The 16,306-nt window shown below is 71.9% G+C and carries 14 protein-coding genes; all 14 read right to left on the minus strand.

What is annotated here, in order from left to right:
• Positions 1–38 precede the first annotated feature (38 nt).
• The gene (locus DFH01_RS06815; RefSeq protein WP_109869571.1) at positions 39–278 is read right to left on the minus strand and encodes a type II toxin-antitoxin system Phd/YefM family antitoxin; all 240 of its coding nucleotides are present in this window, start codon (positions 276–278) and stop codon (positions 39–41) included.
• A 109-nt stretch (positions 279–387) separates the two neighbouring features.
• Positions 388–1,728, minus strand: coding sequence for a tyrosine-type recombinase/integrase (locus DFH01_RS06820; protein WP_109869572.1), 1,341 nt, complete (start codon positions 1,726–1,728; stop codon positions 388–390).
• Between the two features lie 435 nt (positions 1,729–2,163).
• Positions 2,164–3,300 carry a hypothetical protein gene (locus DFH01_RS06825; protein ID WP_146217005.1) on the minus strand — a complete coding sequence of 379 codons (1,137 nt, stop codon included), beginning with the start codon at positions 3,298–3,300 and terminating at the stop codon, positions 2,164–2,166.
• 178 nt (positions 3,301–3,478) lie between these two features.
• On the minus strand, positions 3,479–5,077 hold the full coding sequence (locus tag DFH01_RS06830) for a tannase/feruloyl esterase family alpha/beta hydrolase (RefSeq protein ID WP_109869574.1): 1,599 nt from the start codon (positions 5,075–5,077) through the stop codon (positions 3,479–3,481).
• A 26-nt stretch (positions 5,078–5,103) separates the two neighbouring features.
• The gene (locus tag DFH01_RS06835; RefSeq protein WP_109869575.1) at positions 5,104–6,921 is read right to left on the minus strand and encodes a CocE/NonD family hydrolase; all 1,818 of its coding nucleotides are present in this window, start codon (positions 6,919–6,921) and stop codon (positions 5,104–5,106) included.
• A gap of 1 nt (position 6,922) precedes the next feature.
• Positions 6,923–8,503 carry an ABC transporter substrate-binding protein gene (locus DFH01_RS06840; protein ID WP_109869576.1) on the minus strand — a complete coding sequence of 527 codons (1,581 nt, stop codon included), beginning with the start codon at positions 8,501–8,503 and terminating at the stop codon, positions 6,923–6,925.
• Positions 8,504–8,560: 57 nt separating this feature from the next.
• Complete coding sequence (locus tag DFH01_RS06845) at positions 8,561–9,745, minus strand: ROK family transcriptional regulator (RefSeq protein ID WP_109869577.1); 1,185 nt, start codon at positions 9,743–9,745, stop codon at positions 8,561–8,563.
• 85 nt (positions 9,746–9,830) lie between these two features.
• On the minus strand, positions 9,831–10,619 hold the full coding sequence (locus tag DFH01_RS06850) for a BtpA/SgcQ family protein (RefSeq protein ID WP_109869578.1): 789 nt from the start codon (positions 10,617–10,619) through the stop codon (positions 9,831–9,833).
• Positions 10,616–11,635 carry a carbohydrate kinase family protein gene (locus tag DFH01_RS06855; RefSeq protein WP_109869579.1) on the minus strand — a complete coding sequence of 340 codons (1,020 nt, stop codon included), beginning with the start codon at positions 11,633–11,635 and terminating at the stop codon, positions 10,616–10,618. Before DFH01_RS06855 ends, DFH01_RS06850 begins: the two co-directional genes overlap by 4 nt.
• Positions 11,632–12,723, minus strand: a complete 1,092-nt coding sequence (locus DFH01_RS06860) for an SIS domain-containing protein (RefSeq protein WP_109869580.1) — start codon at positions 12,721–12,723, stop codon at positions 11,632–11,634. The genes DFH01_RS06855 and DFH01_RS06860 overlap by 4 nt, the downstream gene beginning before the upstream one ends.
• The gene (locus DFH01_RS06865; protein ID WP_109869581.1) at positions 12,720–13,559 is read right to left on the minus strand and encodes an ABC transporter permease; all 840 of its coding nucleotides are present in this window, start codon (positions 13,557–13,559) and stop codon (positions 12,720–12,722) included. Before DFH01_RS06865 ends, DFH01_RS06860 begins: the two co-directional genes overlap by 4 nt.
• Positions 13,556–14,464: an ABC transporter permease gene (locus DFH01_RS06870; RefSeq protein ID WP_109869582.1), complete on the minus strand. Its 909-nt coding sequence runs from the start codon at positions 14,462–14,464 to the stop codon at positions 13,556–13,558. Before DFH01_RS06870 ends, DFH01_RS06865 begins: the two co-directional genes overlap by 4 nt.
• Positions 14,454–15,497 (minus strand): ABC transporter ATP-binding protein, encoded by a 1,044-nt coding sequence (locus DFH01_RS06875; RefSeq protein WP_109869583.1) that lies wholly within the window; start codon positions 15,495–15,497, stop codon positions 14,454–14,456. The genes DFH01_RS06870 and DFH01_RS06875 overlap by 11 nt, the downstream gene beginning before the upstream one ends.
• Positions 15,494–16,306 (minus strand): carbohydrate kinase family protein, encoded by an 813-nt coding sequence (locus tag DFH01_RS06880; protein WP_109869584.1) that lies wholly within the window; start codon positions 16,304–16,306, stop codon positions 15,494–15,496. The genes DFH01_RS06875 and DFH01_RS06880 overlap by 4 nt, the downstream gene beginning before the upstream one ends.

Here is a 16,306-nt window from a genome sequence, read left to right on the forward strand (position 1 = left end):
TGCGCGCGCCGGATCACGCCCCCGTCCAGGGCGCCAGGTCACACACCGAGATCACTCGGCGGCGCGCGATCGCGGCGCAGCTCCGCGCCCTCGGGGAAAGAAAGCAGAAGATGGGCCAGCGGGCGCCGGGCGGCGGTCAGGCGCTGCCATTCATCGAAGCCAACGACCACTGCCACCGGCTGGCCGCGCCGGGTCAATACGGTGGCATCCCCTCTGGCCGCGTGATCCAAGACGTCTCCAAGGGCGGCCTCCGCCTCCTCCAATGGCATCGACCGCATGGCCCTGCCTCCCGTCACCGCCAACCGTCCCCGTGACCCCCATGGTACCCGGCGGGGCGGGAAGCGCGCGCCGGAAAATCTTGCTCCACCTTCGCCCCCCCGTCGCTGATCACGCCACCACCAGCCCGGCCCGCGGCCCCTGCACCACCACCGCGCTGCGCTCGCCCTCCAGCTTCCGCAGCGTCGCCGCGGCCACCCGGTCGGCGATCGAGAGCAGCACGTCATCCGCCGCATGGGTGTAGCGCGCGGTGACGCTGCCGGCCCGGTGCCCGAGCAGCGTCGCGATGGCGAGTTCCGAGCAGCCGAGGTCCGCCGCCAGGCTGGCGAAGGAGTGCCGCAGGATATGCGGCGTGATGTCCTTCGGCAGCCCGCCCTTCTTCGCGATGCGCTCAAAGACCGTCGGGAAGCCGGTCATGATCCCGTCACCGCGCGAAGGCGGGAACACCAGCGCGTTGGCCTTGCCGGGCCCGATCTTCTGCAGCAGGTCGCAGGCCGCGCTGGAGAGAGGCCGCACGCTCTCCCCCGTCTTCGTGTCGGGCAGGCGGGCTGTGCGCCGCGGCAGGTCGAGCATGCCCCACCGCAGCGCCAGCGCCTCCCCGCTCCGCCAGCCCGTCAATGCCAGGAAGCGCGCGGCCTGGATGGCGGCGGGCCAGATCGCGCGCGCGGGCTTCCCGTCCTTCCGCGGCAGGGGCGGCGCAGCCGCGGCCGCCAGCGCCCGGCCGAGCGCGGCGTACTCGTCGTCCGACAGGCGGCGCTGGCGCCGGCGATCGGCATAGCGGATCACGCCCCGCACCGGATGCTCGGTGATCATCCGCTTGCGCTGCGCATAGGTGAAGATGGCGCTCAGCAGCCCCACCGTGCGCGAGGCCGTGCCCTTGCCGCCGCGGACGTTCGAGAGGCCCCGCTTTCGGCCGGTCTTCACCCGCTTGCGGGTGGCGCCCTCAGCGATGCGGTGCATGAAGCGCTCGACGTCCTCGCGCGTGACGGACGGCACCTTCATCGTACCCATCAGCGGCTTGATGTGGGTGTCGATGCGGCTGCGGTCGGTCAGCACCGTCGAGGCCTTCTTCGCGATGCCCCGACGGGTCAGCAGCCGGCCCGCCTCCGCGTCCTCCATATACATGTCGCAGAGCTCGGCGACGGTCGCGGCCGCTCGTTTTGCCTTCTTCTCGTCGTTGGGATCGGTCCCCTCGATCTTGGCCGCCATCAATACTTGCTGCGCCTTGGTCCGCGCCGTCTCGGGCGTCCAGGGCGCGCCGTGGGTGCCGATCGTGTAGCGGCGCTGCCGGCCGTCCTGTGTGCGGTACATCACGAAGTAGGAGACATGGTGGCTGATGCGGCGCCTGGCGCCAAACCCAGGCACGGAGCCGGTTCCGCCATCGAAGATGGTGCTGTTCGGGCCGAGCGCGCGGATCTCGCGGAGGCCGATGCGGTTGGATGCGACGGGCATGTTCGACCTTTGCTCTCACTTCAAAAATCGGCCCCGAATTTCGGGGTAACGACGGGGTAGTCTGAGAGCGCAGATCAATTCAAGTATGATATCAATACATCATCGGAGTCCAGCGTCAGATAGCGCGGAAAAGCAAATACCGAAGACGCTTATCAATGAACAAAGTAAGTAAAAGACCCCACTCCGAAGGCAAAGGTCGCACGTTCGAATCGTGTCGGGTCCGCCAGTTTTCCCAGGCAGATCGTCACATGCGACGCGGTGAGGCCCGTCGGCGCCGCTCGCGCGCGACACGCCTCTGCGTGGCCGGCGTGCCGCTTCGTTCAGCCTGGCCAGACGGCCCCGTCGTCCGATGGACCCTTCCGCGCCGCCACCTGCGGAATGCATCGCGGGCGTCGGACGAACGGGGCCGCCAGCCGATGGCCAAGCTCCCGAGCTTCAGTTGGCCGGCACCGTGAGAACCGGGGCCTGACGCGGCAATCCTGTCTCCGCCAGGGAGAACAGCAGCATCAGGAAGGACAGCACGGCCTTGGATGCCCGGTCGCCGTCCTCCACCCAGTACCAGGTCTCACGGTACGGTACCGCCACGAAGGCATCGGCTGGCCCTGCCGGGCCGGCGTGGATACGCACGAAGGGGCGGTCCCAGGGGTGCTCCGCCTCGACGGTGCGCGACGCGGCGCTTGTGCGACCCGCGGCCACATGCGGCTCCGGCACGGCGATGCCTTGCCCGAGCTCAAGCAGAATCTCCATCATCGAGCGCGACAGCACCGCGATTTCCTGCTCGTTGCGGGGCACCGCGCCGGTGGTCAGCAGGAACTGCCTGTTCCGGCCAAGCTGCAGGTTCAACGTCGCCGCCACCAACTCCAAGTCGCGCGTGACCGCTTCGGAAAGACCATGGGCCAGGATCAGGTGGGCGATCTCGTCCTGCCCCTGCCGTTCGCGCCGCAGGCTGACCGCGCCGGAGAGCTGCAGGCGCCGGAACGCCTCGAGCAGCGGGTAGAAGCGCGGATCGGCGCTGCGGCTCCGGCCACCCATGCTCGAACGGTTGAACACGCTGTTGAGGGCACGGATGGTGACGAGGAGGATCAGGTCGGCCGGGAAGCCGGCCTCCACCAGCCCGAAGATGGCGGCGGGCGGAATCGGGTGCAGCAGGCTGCGGGTGAAGCGATCCCCGCTCATCGGCGTGTAGGAGATCGTCGGGCGGTCGATGATGCCGGCGCCTGCACCGATCGTGCCGAGCCTGAAGGGCACGGCGGTGGTGCGGTCCGAACTGATGGCGGCCCCCGCCGAGACCTGGCCCTGCAGGGTATAGCCGCTGATGATCGAGGAGACGTCGAGAAAGGTCGGCGCGTCGCTGTAGCGCAGCCGCACGATGTTCAGCAGCGTCTGCTCCTTCCAGGACTCCCCGATCGCGGAAAGGTAGTCCGCCCGGTCGCGCACGATGGTCGCCGGGCCGATCGAGCCACATCCGGCAGCCCCGAGCACGCCGGCTGCGCCGGCGAGGCCACGGACGACGGCCCGCCGCCCGACGGCCGAAGGCGCCGGGCTGCGCGGTGCTCCGGTTCGGCTCCGCACGCTCAGGCCTCCTGCATCACGTCCGCACGGCTCGATGTCCTGGCACCAGGCATGGCATGCCTCTCGTTGCCGGATCGGTCACATCAGGCCGTCACGATAATGCAGCACCTCCTCGACCGACCTTGACCTGCAGCAAGCGTTGCGCCTCCCGGCAGCGACGGCCGGTGTCGCCGCGCACTTATTCCGTTGCGCAGGCGAAGCTTGCCGCGTTGTTCGGATCGCCGCCACGATACCGTGGCCAGGTCGGGTAGGCGCAGAGCGGGCGGGTGCGGCCGCGTGTCTCGCCGCGCGTGCCGTCGGTCACCGCCGCGCCGTCAGGCGGCGTGCCCTGCTCCACCCAGGCATCCAGGGCGGCGAGGCTTTCCCAGGTCGGCGAGAAGCGACCGCCGCCATGCGCCAGGCCCGCAAGCTCGTAGTACCGCATGAAGCGGTCCGTCGCCGCCTGGCCCATCCGCGCCACGACCGCCGCGTAGTTGCGCCGGTTCTCCAGCGGGCTGACGGAGGGATCGTCATGGCCCTGCAGCCAGATGATCCTGCCGCCCCGCGCGGCGAAGGCGGAGAAGTCCGTCGCCGTCGCGTCGAACAGCGCGGAGATCTCCCGGATGCGCTCCCGCAGCGGGCCGGGTGCCATCACGTCGAGCGTGCGGATGTCGAAGTCGCGGCCGTCATTCACGAAGTAGCGGAAGAACTGGTAGGCGCGATCCACGTGGTGCGCGTTCGGCCCGGAGCGCGGCGGGGCGAGCAGCTCCCGCTGGCTGCCGAGCTGCATCGCGATCCCCTCCAGGCTGTTGTAGCCGAGGTAGTCGGTCGCGCCGTTGGCGAAGGCGAAGGGCAGGCGATAGCCTTCGTGATACACGCGCATGGTGCGCTCGATCTGCGCCCCGGTCAGGCAGGCCTCCGGATTGCCGGTCTCGCCACCGCGGCAGCGCAGCGCCTCGAGCGCGGCGGCGGAGCCGCGCCGGCACGCATCGGGGTTGCTGACCAGCCCGTCCGCCACGCCGTCCAGCGCATCGCAGCGCGCAAGGGATTCGCGCGCGATGCGGCTGACCATCGCCGGCGGGATCCATCCGGCGGAACCGTCCTCGTAGACCGCCCGCGCCAGCATGGCGCCCCAGAGCCGCAGGCCCATGAAGCTCGCTGTCGGATACCAGGTGATCACGCCGTCATAGGCCTCGGGCCAGCGGATGGCGGCCGTCAGCCCTTCGCGCCCGCCGGTGGAGCCGCCGTTGAAGTAGACGCGCCGCGGCGCACGCCCGTAATGCGCGATTGCCACCTGGCGCACGGCATCGAGCGTCTTGCGGATGTGCTGGTAGCCGAAGTTGCGCAGCGCCTCCGCGTTCAGCGCGAAGGAGGCGTCGTCGGCGCTGGCGGATTGATGACCGGAATCGCCGGCAAAGGTCAGGAAGCCGCGCGCGAGCGGCGTCGGCGTGCCCGCCAGTCCGTGCCGCTCGAGGCCGGTCGTGGCGGGGATGCGGCCGTTGTAGCCGCCGCCGCCGAACTGCAGCGCCTTGCCGTTCCACTGCGCGGGCAGGTTGGCCTGGAACAGGATGGCCGGCGCGGCGGGATCCACCGGCCGGATCGCGCCCATGACACGGCAATAGGCTCCGTTCGCATCCGCGACGGCCGCCGCTTCCGTCACCTCCGCGCCGCCGGTCGGCAGGGTGATGTCGGCCGCCGCGATGCGCAGCCCGGCAAGGCCGGCGCAATCCGTGGTCTGCGCCGCCGCGCCCTGTGTCAGCAGGAAGGCCAGGGCCGCGCCCGCAAGCATCGTCCTCATCGCGTTTCCTCCTGTCCTTCGTGGCGTCAGTCGAGCAGCGGCAGCATCAGGCGACTTGCGCGGCCGGCATCGAGGAAGATCGTGTTCGTCGCGCAGCGCAGCCCGCGCGCCTCGCCCTCCGGCTCGCCGGTATTCGGGTTCACGTCGAAGCGCGGGAAGTTGGAGGAGGAGACGTCGAGCCGGATGCGGTGGCCAGCCAGGAACAGGTTGGCGATCGGCAGCGAGAGCCGCACGCGCCGCACCTCGCCCGGCTGCGAAAGGCGCGGTCGCGCGGGGTCCTCTGCATAGCGCAGGCGCATGATGGTGTCGCCGAGCAGCATCGCGTAGCCGCGCGGGTAGTCCGCCGAGGGCGGATGGACATCCACCAGCTTGACCGTGAAGTCCGTGTCCGGTGCGTCGGTGGCGACGAAGAGCTCGATCTCGACCGGGCCAACCACCTGCAGCGGCGCCGCGAGCGGCGGCGTCTGGAACACCACCACGTCGGCCCGCGACGCAAGCGGCAGATAGGGCGGCCGGCATCCGAAGAAGCCCGGCGCCTCCACCTGATCCTGGCTGCCGGGCGAGGCGATCGGCTCCAGGGAGGAGAAGCCTCCGCCGATGGTCGGCACCGGGTTCGCCGGATCGAAGCGGAAGCTGACCGGTGCGGCGCCCGCCGCCGGCGCGTCGCGGCGCAGCGCGCCGTCGCGGTGCAGGTGAAAGACGGTCGGCATCGCCCCGGGCAGCGGCCAGTCGGCCACGCTGATCCAGCGTCCGCCATGGTCGAGATGCCCCGCCGGCGTGCGTCTTCCGCTGCCGCCGCCCATGACGAAGACGCGCACCGTGGGTTCGCCGTCTGCCACGCCGCGCACGGCGTGGTCGAGGAAGCGCACGCGGTGCCGGTTCCAGTCTCCGGCCCAGGAATCGATCGGCGCATCCGGCCCGAAATCCACGTCGCCGAAGACGCGTGCGCTGCGCTCGCCATGCGTCCAGGGGCCGAGGATCAGGCGCTGCGGCCCTCGGCCCGCCTGCTTCAGGCCGCGATAGTTGCACGTCGCCGTCGCAGGATAGGGATCGAACCAGGAGGACATGTGCAGCAGGGCGGCGCGGCTGTAGGTTTCGTAGTACCCCTCGGCCCAGAGGCCGTTGCGCCGCCAGCCATCGTCGAAGGTGCCCGCGCGCCACTGGTCCAGCAGCACGCGCTCATAGGCCGGATGGTGGCGCAGCGGAGAATGGCCTTCGCGCCAGGGCGTGCGGGTGAACCAGGCGGCGAGGTCCTCGGCTTCCAGCGCCGCGCGCAGCACGGGATCGGCGGCGGCTTCGGGGGAGCGCCGCGCTTCGTTGAAGGCCCAGCTCGCCTGCTTCAGCTCGAAGGCGCCGTTTTGGCGGATGGCGTTGCGCCAGCCATTGTCGAAGCCGCCGGAATCCAGGATCTGCGCGACGAGGCCCGGCGGGTCGAGGCAGCCGAGCGCGGCGGCGGAATGCGCGCCATAGGACATGCCGATGGTCGCGATGCGGCCGTCGCACCAGGGCTGGCGCAGCAGCCACGCGCAGCTGTCGAAGCCGTCGGCGCCTTCGTTCAGGTATTTCTCGAAGACGCCGCCGGACTCGCCGCGCCCGCGGCAATCCTGCAGCACCACGGCATAGCCGGCGCGGGTGAAATGCGCGGCGAGGCGCGGCCCGTCCATCGGGTTCGGATCGGCCGCCGTGACCTCGACGCGGCGCGGCGCGTCGCGGCCATAGGGCGTGCGCTCCAGCACCACCGGGAAGGGGCCGCCGCCCTCGGGCAGGTAGAGGCTGGCCGCCAGATGCGCGCCGTCGCGCATCGGCATCCGCAACATGCGGTTCACCGCGCGACCCGCAGTCATGTCACCGCGCTACCCGCGCGAAGCGCACCGAGGTCTCGTCGAGCATGTTGGCGTCGTAGGCGACCTCTCCGCGCGACGCCCAGAAGGATTTCTGCCAGAGCAGCGGGATGATGCCCTGGTCCTCCATCCCGATCCGCGTCGCCGCCGCGAGCAACCGGTTGCGCTCGCCCTCGTCGAAGACCTCCAACGCCTTGGCGAGCGCCGCGTCGAACTCCGGGTTGGAATAGCGACCGCGATTCACGCCACCCATGCCTCGCGGCAGGTCGCGCGTGGCGAGCAGCCCGCGCAGGCCGTCTGCGGAATGCGGGCTCGCGCTGTTGTAGGCGAAGAGGAAGGCGGAGAAGCGCTGGTCGGTCGCCTGGCCGATATAGACGTTGAATGGCATGGTCACCACGCCGTTCACGCGGATGCCGCCGCGCGCCAGCATCTGCCCGATGGCTTGCGCCATCGCCGCATCCTGCGGGAAGCGGTTGTTGGAGGAATGGATGGTCAGGCCGAAGCCGTTGGGCCAGCCGGCTTCGGCCAGCAGCGCGCGGGCGCGCGCCGGATCATACGGCGTGGGCTGCAACGATGGATCGTAGCCGCCTTGGCCTTCCGGCACGATCTGCCCGGCTGGCACGCCGCCCCCGGACAGCAGGTTGTTCGCCAGCGCCTCGCGGTTGATCAGGTGCGAGATGGCCCGCCGCACCCGCGCGTCGCGCAGCGGGTTGCGCGTCATCGGCCGGCCTTCCGCATCGGTGACGAAGGGGCTTTCGTCGCGCGCGGAATCGAGCGCCATGTAGGCCATGCGGGGCGTCACGGTGGAGCTCACGCGGACGTTCCGGTCGCGCTGCAGCCGCGCCACGTCGCCGGAAGGCACGCCGTCAATCACCTCCACGTCCCCCGACAGCAGCGCGGAGATGCGCGCCGCGGGGTTGCTGATGAAGCGCACCGTCACGCGCTCGAAGTCGGAGGCGCCGCGCCAGTGCTGATCGTAGCGCCGGAGCTCCATCCGGTCGCCCGGCGTCCAGGAGACGAAGCGCATCGGACCGGTCCCGATAGCGGCCCGGCCGGCGTTGAAGTCCGAGGTGGACGCGCCCTGCGCCACGCCGCGGGAGACGATGTAGACTTGCCCGATCTGCTCGAGCAGCAGCGGCGTCGGCTGACGCGAGGTGACGCGGATGGTGTGCGCGTCCACCACGGTCATGCTCGCGACATCGCCCACGTTGCGCGCCCAGGAGGAGGGGCTGTTGGGCACGTCCTTCGCGCGCGTGAGCGAGAACACGACGTCCTCCGCCGTGAAGGGGGTGCCGTCGTGGAAGCGCACCCCCTCGCGCAGCCGGATCTCCCAGGTCAGCGGATCCAGCACGCGCCATGAGACGGCGAGGGAGGGGCCGATCGCCTGGTTCACGTCGAAGTTCAGCAGGCTGTCGTAGATGTTGCGCATGGTGGAGGCGTCGTTGCCCGCATTGTTGAAATGCGGGTCGATCGCGGCGTGCTCGGCCACGCGCGCCATGGTCAGGTCGCGCGACTGCCCCGGCGCCGGGACCAGTGCGAGCGAGGCTGCCAGCAGCCAGGGCGCCGCGCGCAGCGATGCGTTCATGGTCGTTCCTCCTTCCTCTCCCCGCTCGCTGGCGGAGGTCGTTCTTCCCAAATCGGATCAGCGCGTGGCGCGGCGCGCGGCCTCCTGCGGTGCCTGCGCGAAGCCGCCGTCGCGAACCAGTTCGTGCATCGCCCAGGCCAGCGCCGGGCGCGGATCGGTGCCGAGCGAGGCGGGCAGGATCCGCAGCGGCACGGAGGCCGCGGCGAGCCCGCCGAAGAGGCTGGAATCCATCCCTTCCCCGATCGCCGCCTGCAGGTCCGGCGGCAGCGCCGCCGGCCAGCCCGACAGGACCACGAGCGAGACGGGCATCACGTTCAGCACGTTACCGATCACCAGGCCGACGCCGTGCAGCGCATCGCGCAGCAGCGCCGTGCGGCGTGGCGTCATGCGCACCAGTGCCGGCCAGTCGTCGCCGGCCGCGATGAGCGCCGGCTCCGCGATGCCGCAGATGGCGGCCGCCGCGGTGGCGGAGGCGATCGCCTCCAGGCAGCCGAGATGGCCGCAGCGGCAGCGCGGCCCGTTCCGGTCCACCACGATGTGCCCGAATTCGATCGGCCGGATCGGCAGCGCCGCCGTGACCGGCTCGACCCAGGCCCCGCCGACGCCATGGCCGAGATGGACATAGAGGTGCCGCGTCTCGACCGGCGGGTTGCCCGGACCGCGCAACTGCATGGCGGCGCGCGCGGCGACCGAGTTGGCCAGCGCGACCGGCACCCCCGGGAAGGCCGATTGCAGCCGCGCCGTCAGCCAGGCGCTGTCGAGGGCCACGATCGGGTTGGGCGCTCCTGCCGGTTCGCGCAGGCCCGGTATGGAGGCCGCGACGCGCAGCGGCGCCGCGCCACGCTCGCGGAACCATGCCGCGAGCGCCGCGATGCCCGCTTCGAAGGCGCCGGTGATCGCAACGCAATCGGAGAGGGCGGGCAGGGGCAGGCGCTGATGGAACGCCACCTCCCCGGCGATGGAGGCGATGCCGAGGGCGAGACGCTCATTGGCGAGGTCGAGGCCCGCGACCCACTGGTCGGCGCGCAGCGAAACCATCTGGCTGGGGCCGCCGTGATAGGGCGCGGGGCGGCGGATCTCCTCCACCAGACCTTCGTCGCGCAGCTCCGCCACGATGCGGGAGATGCTCGCTTCGGTGAGGTGGCAGTCGGCCGCGAGCTGCGGACGGAACAGGCCGCCGGTCGCCAGAAGCCGCTCCAGCACCGCCGCGCGTGTCTGCCGCCTGGTCCGGAGCCGCTCCATCACCGCCTATTCTTACACAGAGTAAGAATGCTAGGTCTGGGCTCCGAGCGGAGTCAAGGACGCCGGCCAGGGGCCAGCGGCGGCCTCAGCCTTCCGCCGCGGCCCGCGCGTGATCCATCAGGCGGCGCGTCCGGTCGGCATCCCAGCGCAACAGCTCGTCGGATGCGGCGCCGCGCCGCATGAGCGAGGAGGAGACGATCACCCCCTGTGCCACGCCCAGGGCCTCGGTGACGTTCTGCTCCGTCACGCCGCCGCCGAGCAGGATCGGCACGCGCACTCCGGCGGCGCGGGCTGCGCGGATGCGGGCGAGACTGTCGGCGAAATCCGCGCCGGTCAGCACCAGCCCGTCGGCGCCGAGCGATTCGGCCCACAGGGCAGCGCGTTCCGGCTCGGTCGGCGCAAGCGGCAGGGTGGTGCGGTCGAAGACATCCGCCAGGATCGCGACACCGGGCGCCCGCGTCGCGCGATACGCGCGCGCCGCGACGGCCAGCGCGTGCTTCGGTCCCTCCGCGCCGACCACCGAGGCGACATAGACCTTGAGGCGCACGAAGCAGGCGCCCCCTGCGGCGGCGACGGCGAGCGGCGCTTCGGCGTCATGCGCCTGCAGGATGATCCCGAGGCGGAGTGCCGGGAATTCTGCGCGCAGCAGGCGGGCGAGGGAGGCCATGCGTGCCACCGTCTCCACCGTCGCGGTGCCGGATGCGCGAGTCTGGTCCTGCAGCTTGATGGCGGGCACGCCGGCATCGGCAAAGACGCGCGCATTCGCCAGCACATAGTCCTCGAGCCAGGCCTGCGACCGCGGCTCGACCACCGGGTCCGGCAGGTGCAGCGCGGCGACGACGAGCGGAGCGTGGCTGAAGAACGTGGCGGTCACGGCAGGCTCCTGGTGATCAGCTGTTCGATACGGGCGCGCCGCGCGGCGATCTGCTCCGGCGGCAGGGCGAGCGGCGCGAGCGCGCCCATGGCTTCGACCGCGCAGGCCCCTGCCACGAGACCGCGCGCCGCGGCCCGCGCGACCGGCTCGCCGGCAACGAGACCCGCCAGAACGCCGCCCGCGAAGGCGTCGCCGGCGCCGGTCGGATCAATCGCGGAGACCGGCAGGGCGGGCAGGGGCTGCGGCAGGCCATCCCGCGGATCGAGCAGCAGCGCGCCGGCAGCGCCAAGCTTCGCGAGCAGCACGGGCCCGTCCGGACGCGCCAGGCTCGCCAGCGCGGATGCCGGCGACAAGCCGGGCCGCAACGCCTGCAACTCGGCCTCGCTTGGCAGGAAGACATGGCAGGCGCCGAGCAGCGCCTCGAGCTGATCGGGCGACAGGCTGCGGGCCGTGAAGCCCGGGTCGAGCGTGACGATCAGGCCCCGCTGCCGTGCCGCACGTGCAAGCGCGAGTTGCGCCGCGGTGACACCGGGGGCGACATGCAGGCCCCGGGCGGACCACCAGATTGGCGGCACATGCTCGGGCAGCACCGGATGCGCGGCGCGGAAGGCGGCGTAGCCGGGGCGGTCGGGACGGGCTCTGAGATGGCACTCCCAGGCCTTGGCCGCGGCCGGGCTCACGCTTGCGCCGCGGATGCCGAAGGCGTCGGCCTCACGCAGGGATGCGTGCAGCCGGTCCACGCGGCTGCCGTCCGGGCGGTGAAAGAACCACTCGGGATCGGGCAGCGCCGCAGGTTCGATGCGGATGCCCGTGGCGTCCAGCGGCGTGCCGATGAGTTGATGCACCGGCCAGCCCTGCGGCACACGCGCGACGATGCCAGCCCGCGCGCCCATCAGCGTCGCACCGACCGCCGAATGGATCGCGTTTCCGCCGATCTGCGCCAGCGCCAGCGCGCCGTCCGCAGCGACGATGCAGTCGAGCGTCGCGCCGCCTGCGGTGAAGAGCTGCGGCGTCACGCGCCGGGATAGCCGAGCCCGGCCTCCGCCCGCGCGACCGCATAGGCGTGGGCCAGGTGATGCAGCGGAATGGTGGCGAGCAGCGGCATCAGCAGCGGATGCGCGGCGGGCAGAATCAGGTGGCGCTCGACGAGGCTCGCGATCTCCGCATCCGCGCTGCCGAGCAGCGCCAGCGTACGCCCGCCGACACCGGCGCCGACGATCGCCGCATCCAGCGCGCGCGAGCGCGAGGCGACGTCGGGCGCGATCAGCACAAGCGGATCGCCGTGCTTCTGCGCACGGTAGTGGTGCAGTTCCTCGAGCGGCCAGGCGACGGCATGGACAGGGCCGAGTTCACGGATCTTCGCCGCGCCGATCTCGGCTGTCGCATGGAAGGGGCCGGCGCCGCTGAAGGCGAGGAAGCCGGCGCGCGCGAAGGCGGCACCCGCTTCCTGCATCGGGGCGGCCGCGATCGCGCCCAGCCGGTCAGCCTGTTCCGGCAGCGCCGCGAGGGCGGTGCGCAGCGACGCATCGGGGCGGATCGCCTCGGCGGCGGCGACCAGCAGCGCGATGGTCGCGGTGGTCGCCTGGGTAGGCCAGCCGCGGCGCGTCGCCTGCACCAGCAGCGCCGCGTCGAAGCGCTGGTGCAGCGGCGAGCCGGCGCTGTTCGTGACGCCGACGGCCAGCGCGCCGCGCGCATGCGCGCGGTCCAGCGCCTCCAGGACGGCAGGCGTCGTGCCGCTGGAGGAGATGCCGAAGACCAGCGTGCCGGGCCCGGCATGCGCCGCCTCGTAGAGCGCCCAGTCCAGCGCCTGCACGCCGCAGGCTGGCACGCCGAGCCGCGCGCGGAAGGCCGCCGCGGCGATCCGCCCGGCCTGCCACGAATCGCCGCAGCCGGCGATCACCACCTCGGTGACCGGGCGCGCCGCGACGCGCGCGGCCAGCGCGCCGAGCGCCGGCGCCGCCTGGGCGAGCGTCGCGGCGATGGCCTCGCCCTGCGCCAGCATCTCGACCCGCGTGCGCTCGACGCGCGCGAGCCGCGCGGGGTCGCGCGGCGCATCGGTGGAGGGCTCGGCGCGCAGCTTCGCGAAGCGGGGATCCGGGCTCATCGGCCGAGCCGCTCCAGCCCGACGGTGCGGGCGATCACCAGCATCACGACGAAGGAGAGCATGATCTCCATCGCCGAGATCGCAGCGATGGCGGGCGTCGAATCGTTTTGCACGAGGTAGTAGAGCTCCACGGGAAGCGGCCTGCCGCGCACGTCGGAGGTGAAGAGCGCGACGGTGACGTTGTCGAAGGCCTCGATGAAGGTGAAGGCGGCCGCGGCGAGCAGCGCCGGGCCGAGCTGCGGCACGGTGACGCGCAGGAAGGTCTCGGCCGGCCCGGCGCCGAGATTGGCCGAGGCCTCGTCCAGCCGCGGATCGAGCCCCGCAAGCCGCGCCATGACGATGCGGATGGTGAAGGGGATGCAGAAGACGGTCAGCGCCACGACCAGCATGAGGTCGGAGGCGCGGAAGCCGACATAGGCACCGAAGAACAGCATCGCGATCCCGATCACCATCCCCGGCATCATCTGCGGCGCGAGCAGGAAGGCGTTGGCGCCGGCCTTGCCGGGAAAGGTGCCGCGCACCGAGGCGAAGGCGGCCGGCACGCCGAGCAGCAGCGCCGCCAGCATCACCAAGGTCGCGACCTCCAGGCTGACCAGGATGGAATCGGTCAGCTGCCGGTTCTCGAACACCGCCCAGTACCAGCGCAGCGAGAAGCCCGAGGGCGGGAAGCTGATGAAGGCCCGCGGCTCGAAGCTGATGGCGATGACGATGAGGCTCGGCGCGACCAGCAACAGCAGCGCGAATCCCGCGACCAGCCCCAGCAGCAGACCGCCGAGCCGGTCGATGGCGGGAATGGTGCGGCGGCGCTTCGTCGCGCCGGAGGCGCGCGGGCTCATGGCTTTGCCACCTCGTTCCAGCGCGCGAGCCGGTTGCCTAGGGCGACGATCGCGAGGACGAAGGCGAAGCAGGTGGACAGCAGGATCGTCGCCAGCACCGCGCCGCGCGTCCAGTCGAGCACCACCACCGTCTGCTCGTAGACCTGCACTGCGAGCGTGGAATAGGCGCCGCCGCCGAGCAGCTGGGGGACGATGAAGTTGGTGTAGGAGACGGCGAAGACCAGCGCCAAGCCGGCGAAGATGGCCGGCACGCTCATCGGCACGGTGACGCGGAAGAAGGTGCCGGTGCGGCTGGCGCCGAGGTTCAGCGACGCCTCCTCCAGCCGCCGGTCGCGCTCCGCCAGCACGGCCAGCAGCGGCAGCACCATGAAGGGCAGGTGAATCTGCGTCATGCCGATCAGCACCGCCCAGTCCGTGTTGAGAATGCGCAGCGGCTCTTCGATGAGACCGAGCGACAGCAGCGCCTGGTTGAGCATGCCGCGCCGTCCGCCGAGGATCACGATCCAGGCATAGGCGCGCACCAGCGCGCTGGTCAGCAGCGGCGAGATCACCGCCACCAGGATCAGCGTGCGCCAGATGCCTTTCGTCTCGGCGAAGAGGTAGGCGACCGGATAGGCGAGCAGCAGGCACAGCACCGAGGACACCACGGCCACCCAGAAGCTGCGCCACATCAGGCGCCAGACCAGGTCGTCCTGTAGTGCATGCAGCAGATGCGCGACGGTGAAGCTGTCGGGCTGGATGCGGCCGCGCTCGATGGTGAGGAAGCCGAAGGCCAGCAGCGTGACCATCGGCAGCAGGAGGAAGACGAACAGGAACACCAGCGCAGGGACGGCTGGCCAGATGCCACCGCCGTGCAGGATGCGGCGCAGCGGCGCCGGCCGGCGCGCGAGGGTCTCAGCCGGCATGCGGGATCACCGCGCAGCCCGCCGGATCGGCGATGCCGAGGCCGAGCAGCGTGCCCGCGGCAGGGGCCGCCTCTCCGGCGCGGCGTGGCAGCACGGCCCGCAGCGGCTCGGCGAGGCCCGCATCGAGCTCGAGTTCCATGGTCGGTCCATCGGCGGTCGCGAAGGCGACGCGACCATTCCAGACGACGCCAGGTGCGCCCGCAGCAAGCAGCCGGAGGTTCTCAGGCCGCAGCACCAGCGCGGCGGGGCCATCTGCGCGCGCCGCGGCCACGCCCGGCACGCCCTCCACGGCGCCGCCACGCACCGTCACCGGCACGACATTCGCGCGGCCGATGAAGGTTGCGACATAGGGCGTCGCGGGCCGGTCGTAGAGGTCGAGCGGTGCGGCGAGCTGCTCGATCCGCCCCTCCCGCATGACCGCGACCTGATCCGACAGCGTCATCGCCTCGGCCTGGTCATGGGTGACGAAGATGGAGGTGATGCCGACGCGCGAGATCAGCTTGCGCAGCTCCACCTGCATCGCCAGCCGCAGCTTGGCATCGAGCGCGTTGAAGGGTTCGTCCAGCAGCAGCACCTCCGGCTCCAGCACCAGCGCACGGGCGATCGCGACCCGCTGCTGCTGGCCGCCCGAGAGCCGCGCGGGGTAGCGGTCGGCGAAGCCGGCCAGCGCCACCGTCTCGAGCGCGGCGCGGACCCGATCAGCGATCTCGGCGCGCGGGCGGCGGCGCACCTTGAGGCCGTAGGCGACGTTCTCGGCCACCGTCAGGTGCGGGAACAGCGCGTAGTTCTGGAAGACGTAGCCCACCTGGCGGCGATTCGGCGGCAGCGTCGTGATGTCGCGGCCCTGGATGCGCACTTCGCCCTCATCCGGGTCGAGGAAGCCGGCGATGATGCGCAGCAGCGTGGTCTTGCCGCAGCCCGAGGCGCCGAGCAGCGTCAGCACCTGGCCACGCGCGATGGAGAGCGTGCAGTCCCGCAGCACCTGGTGTGCGCCGAAGCGCTTGCCGACGCCGGCGATCTCGATCTGTGTCATGGTTGGAACCCGAGCGCGGCAGGGCCCTGGGCGGTGACGGCGCGCGCACCGATGGCGACCGCGGCGCCGAGCGCCGCGTCCAGATCCTGCCCATTTGCAAGGCCGCCGGCGATTGCGCCGACCGTGGCGTCGCCCGCGCCGGTCGGGTCGACCACGGCGACCGGGGGCGGTGGGAATCGGCGCGGCGCCGCGCCGTCGGCGGGGAACAGCGCCAGACCTTCGGCGCCGCGCTTCTCCACCACGGCGCAACCGGAAAGCGGGCCGAGCAGCGCGATCTCCTCGCGGCTCGGCGCGAAGAGGAAGAGGCGCGGCAGCAGGGCGCGCAGCGCCTCGGGCTCGCGCCGCGCGAAGGCCTCACTGGTGTCCACGACGGCGCGCGCCGGCCCCGCTGCATCCAGCGCACGCGATGCCTGCCCGGATGGCATCGGGCAAAGGACGAGGACGTCGTCCGGTGCGAGTGGCCCCGGCGGGAGCGGCGGCGCCAGCGCCGCGGTGCGTTCCCACCAGGCGGCTTCCGCATGGTGCGCGGAGTCGCGCGTGCCATCGGCCGCGTAGTCGAGGCGCGCGCGCCGCGTCGGTCCCGCGCGCCGGATGCGCTGCGACAGGTCCACGCCGAGGCGTTGCGCTTCCGTATCCCAGGCCTCCGGCCAGTCCTCCCCGGCGGCGGCGAGCAGGGCGGTTTCCGCGCCGACGGCGCGCGCGCCGAGCGCGGCGTAGAGCGCGGCGCCGCCCGGCTGCTCACGCGCCACGCCATCCGGCCCGCGCACGCGGTCGATGGAGAGGTAGCCCATCACGAAGACGCGCCCCAT

This window comes from Falsiroseomonas bella (assembly GCF_003173615.1).
Lineage (GTDB): Bacteria > Pseudomonadota > Alphaproteobacteria > Acetobacterales > Acetobacteraceae > Falsiroseomonas > Falsiroseomonas bella.

Excerpts from the sequence above, each read along its gene's own strand:
- DFH01_RS06880 (WP_109869584.1), bottom strand. The coding sequence starts at position 16,306 with ATGGGGCGCGTCTTCGTGATGGGCTACCTCTCCATCGACCGCGTGCGC.
- DFH01_RS06870 (WP_109869582.1), bottom strand. The coding sequence starts at position 14,464 with ATGCCGGCTGAGACCCTCGCGCGCCGGCCGGCGCCGCTGCGCCGCATC.
- DFH01_RS06875 (WP_109869583.1), bottom strand. The coding sequence starts at position 15,497 with ATGACACAGATCGAGATCGCCGGCGTCGGCAAGCGCTTCGGCGCACAC.
- DFH01_RS06830 (WP_109869574.1), bottom strand. The coding sequence starts at position 5,077 with ATGAGGACGATGCTTGCGGGCGCGGCCCTGGCCTTCCTGCTGACACAG.
- DFH01_RS06835 (WP_109869575.1), bottom strand. The coding sequence starts at position 6,921 with ATGACTGCGGGTCGCGCGGTGAACCGCATGTTGCGGATGCCGATGCGC.
- DFH01_RS06865 (WP_109869581.1), bottom strand. The coding sequence starts at position 13,559 with ATGAGCCCGCGCGCCTCCGGCGCGACGAAGCGCCGCCGCACCATTCCC.
- DFH01_RS06845 (WP_109869577.1), bottom strand. The coding sequence starts at position 9,745 with ATGGAGCGGCTCCGGACCAGGCGGCAGACACGCGCGGCGGTGCTGGAG.
- DFH01_RS06815 (WP_109869571.1), bottom strand. The coding sequence starts at position 278 with ATGCGGTCGATGCCATTGGAGGAGGCGGAGGCCGCCCTTGGAGACGTC.
- DFH01_RS06860 (WP_109869580.1), bottom strand. The coding sequence starts at position 12,723 with ATGAGCCCGGATCCCCGCTTCGCGAAGCTGCGCGCCGAGCCCTCCACC.
- DFH01_RS06840 (WP_109869576.1), bottom strand. The coding sequence starts at position 8,503 with ATGAACGCATCGCTGCGCGCGGCGCCCTGGCTGCTGGCAGCCTCGCTC.
- DFH01_RS06820 (WP_109869572.1), bottom strand. The coding sequence starts at position 1,728 with ATGCCCGTCGCATCCAACCGCATCGGCCTCCGCGAGATCCGCGCGCTC.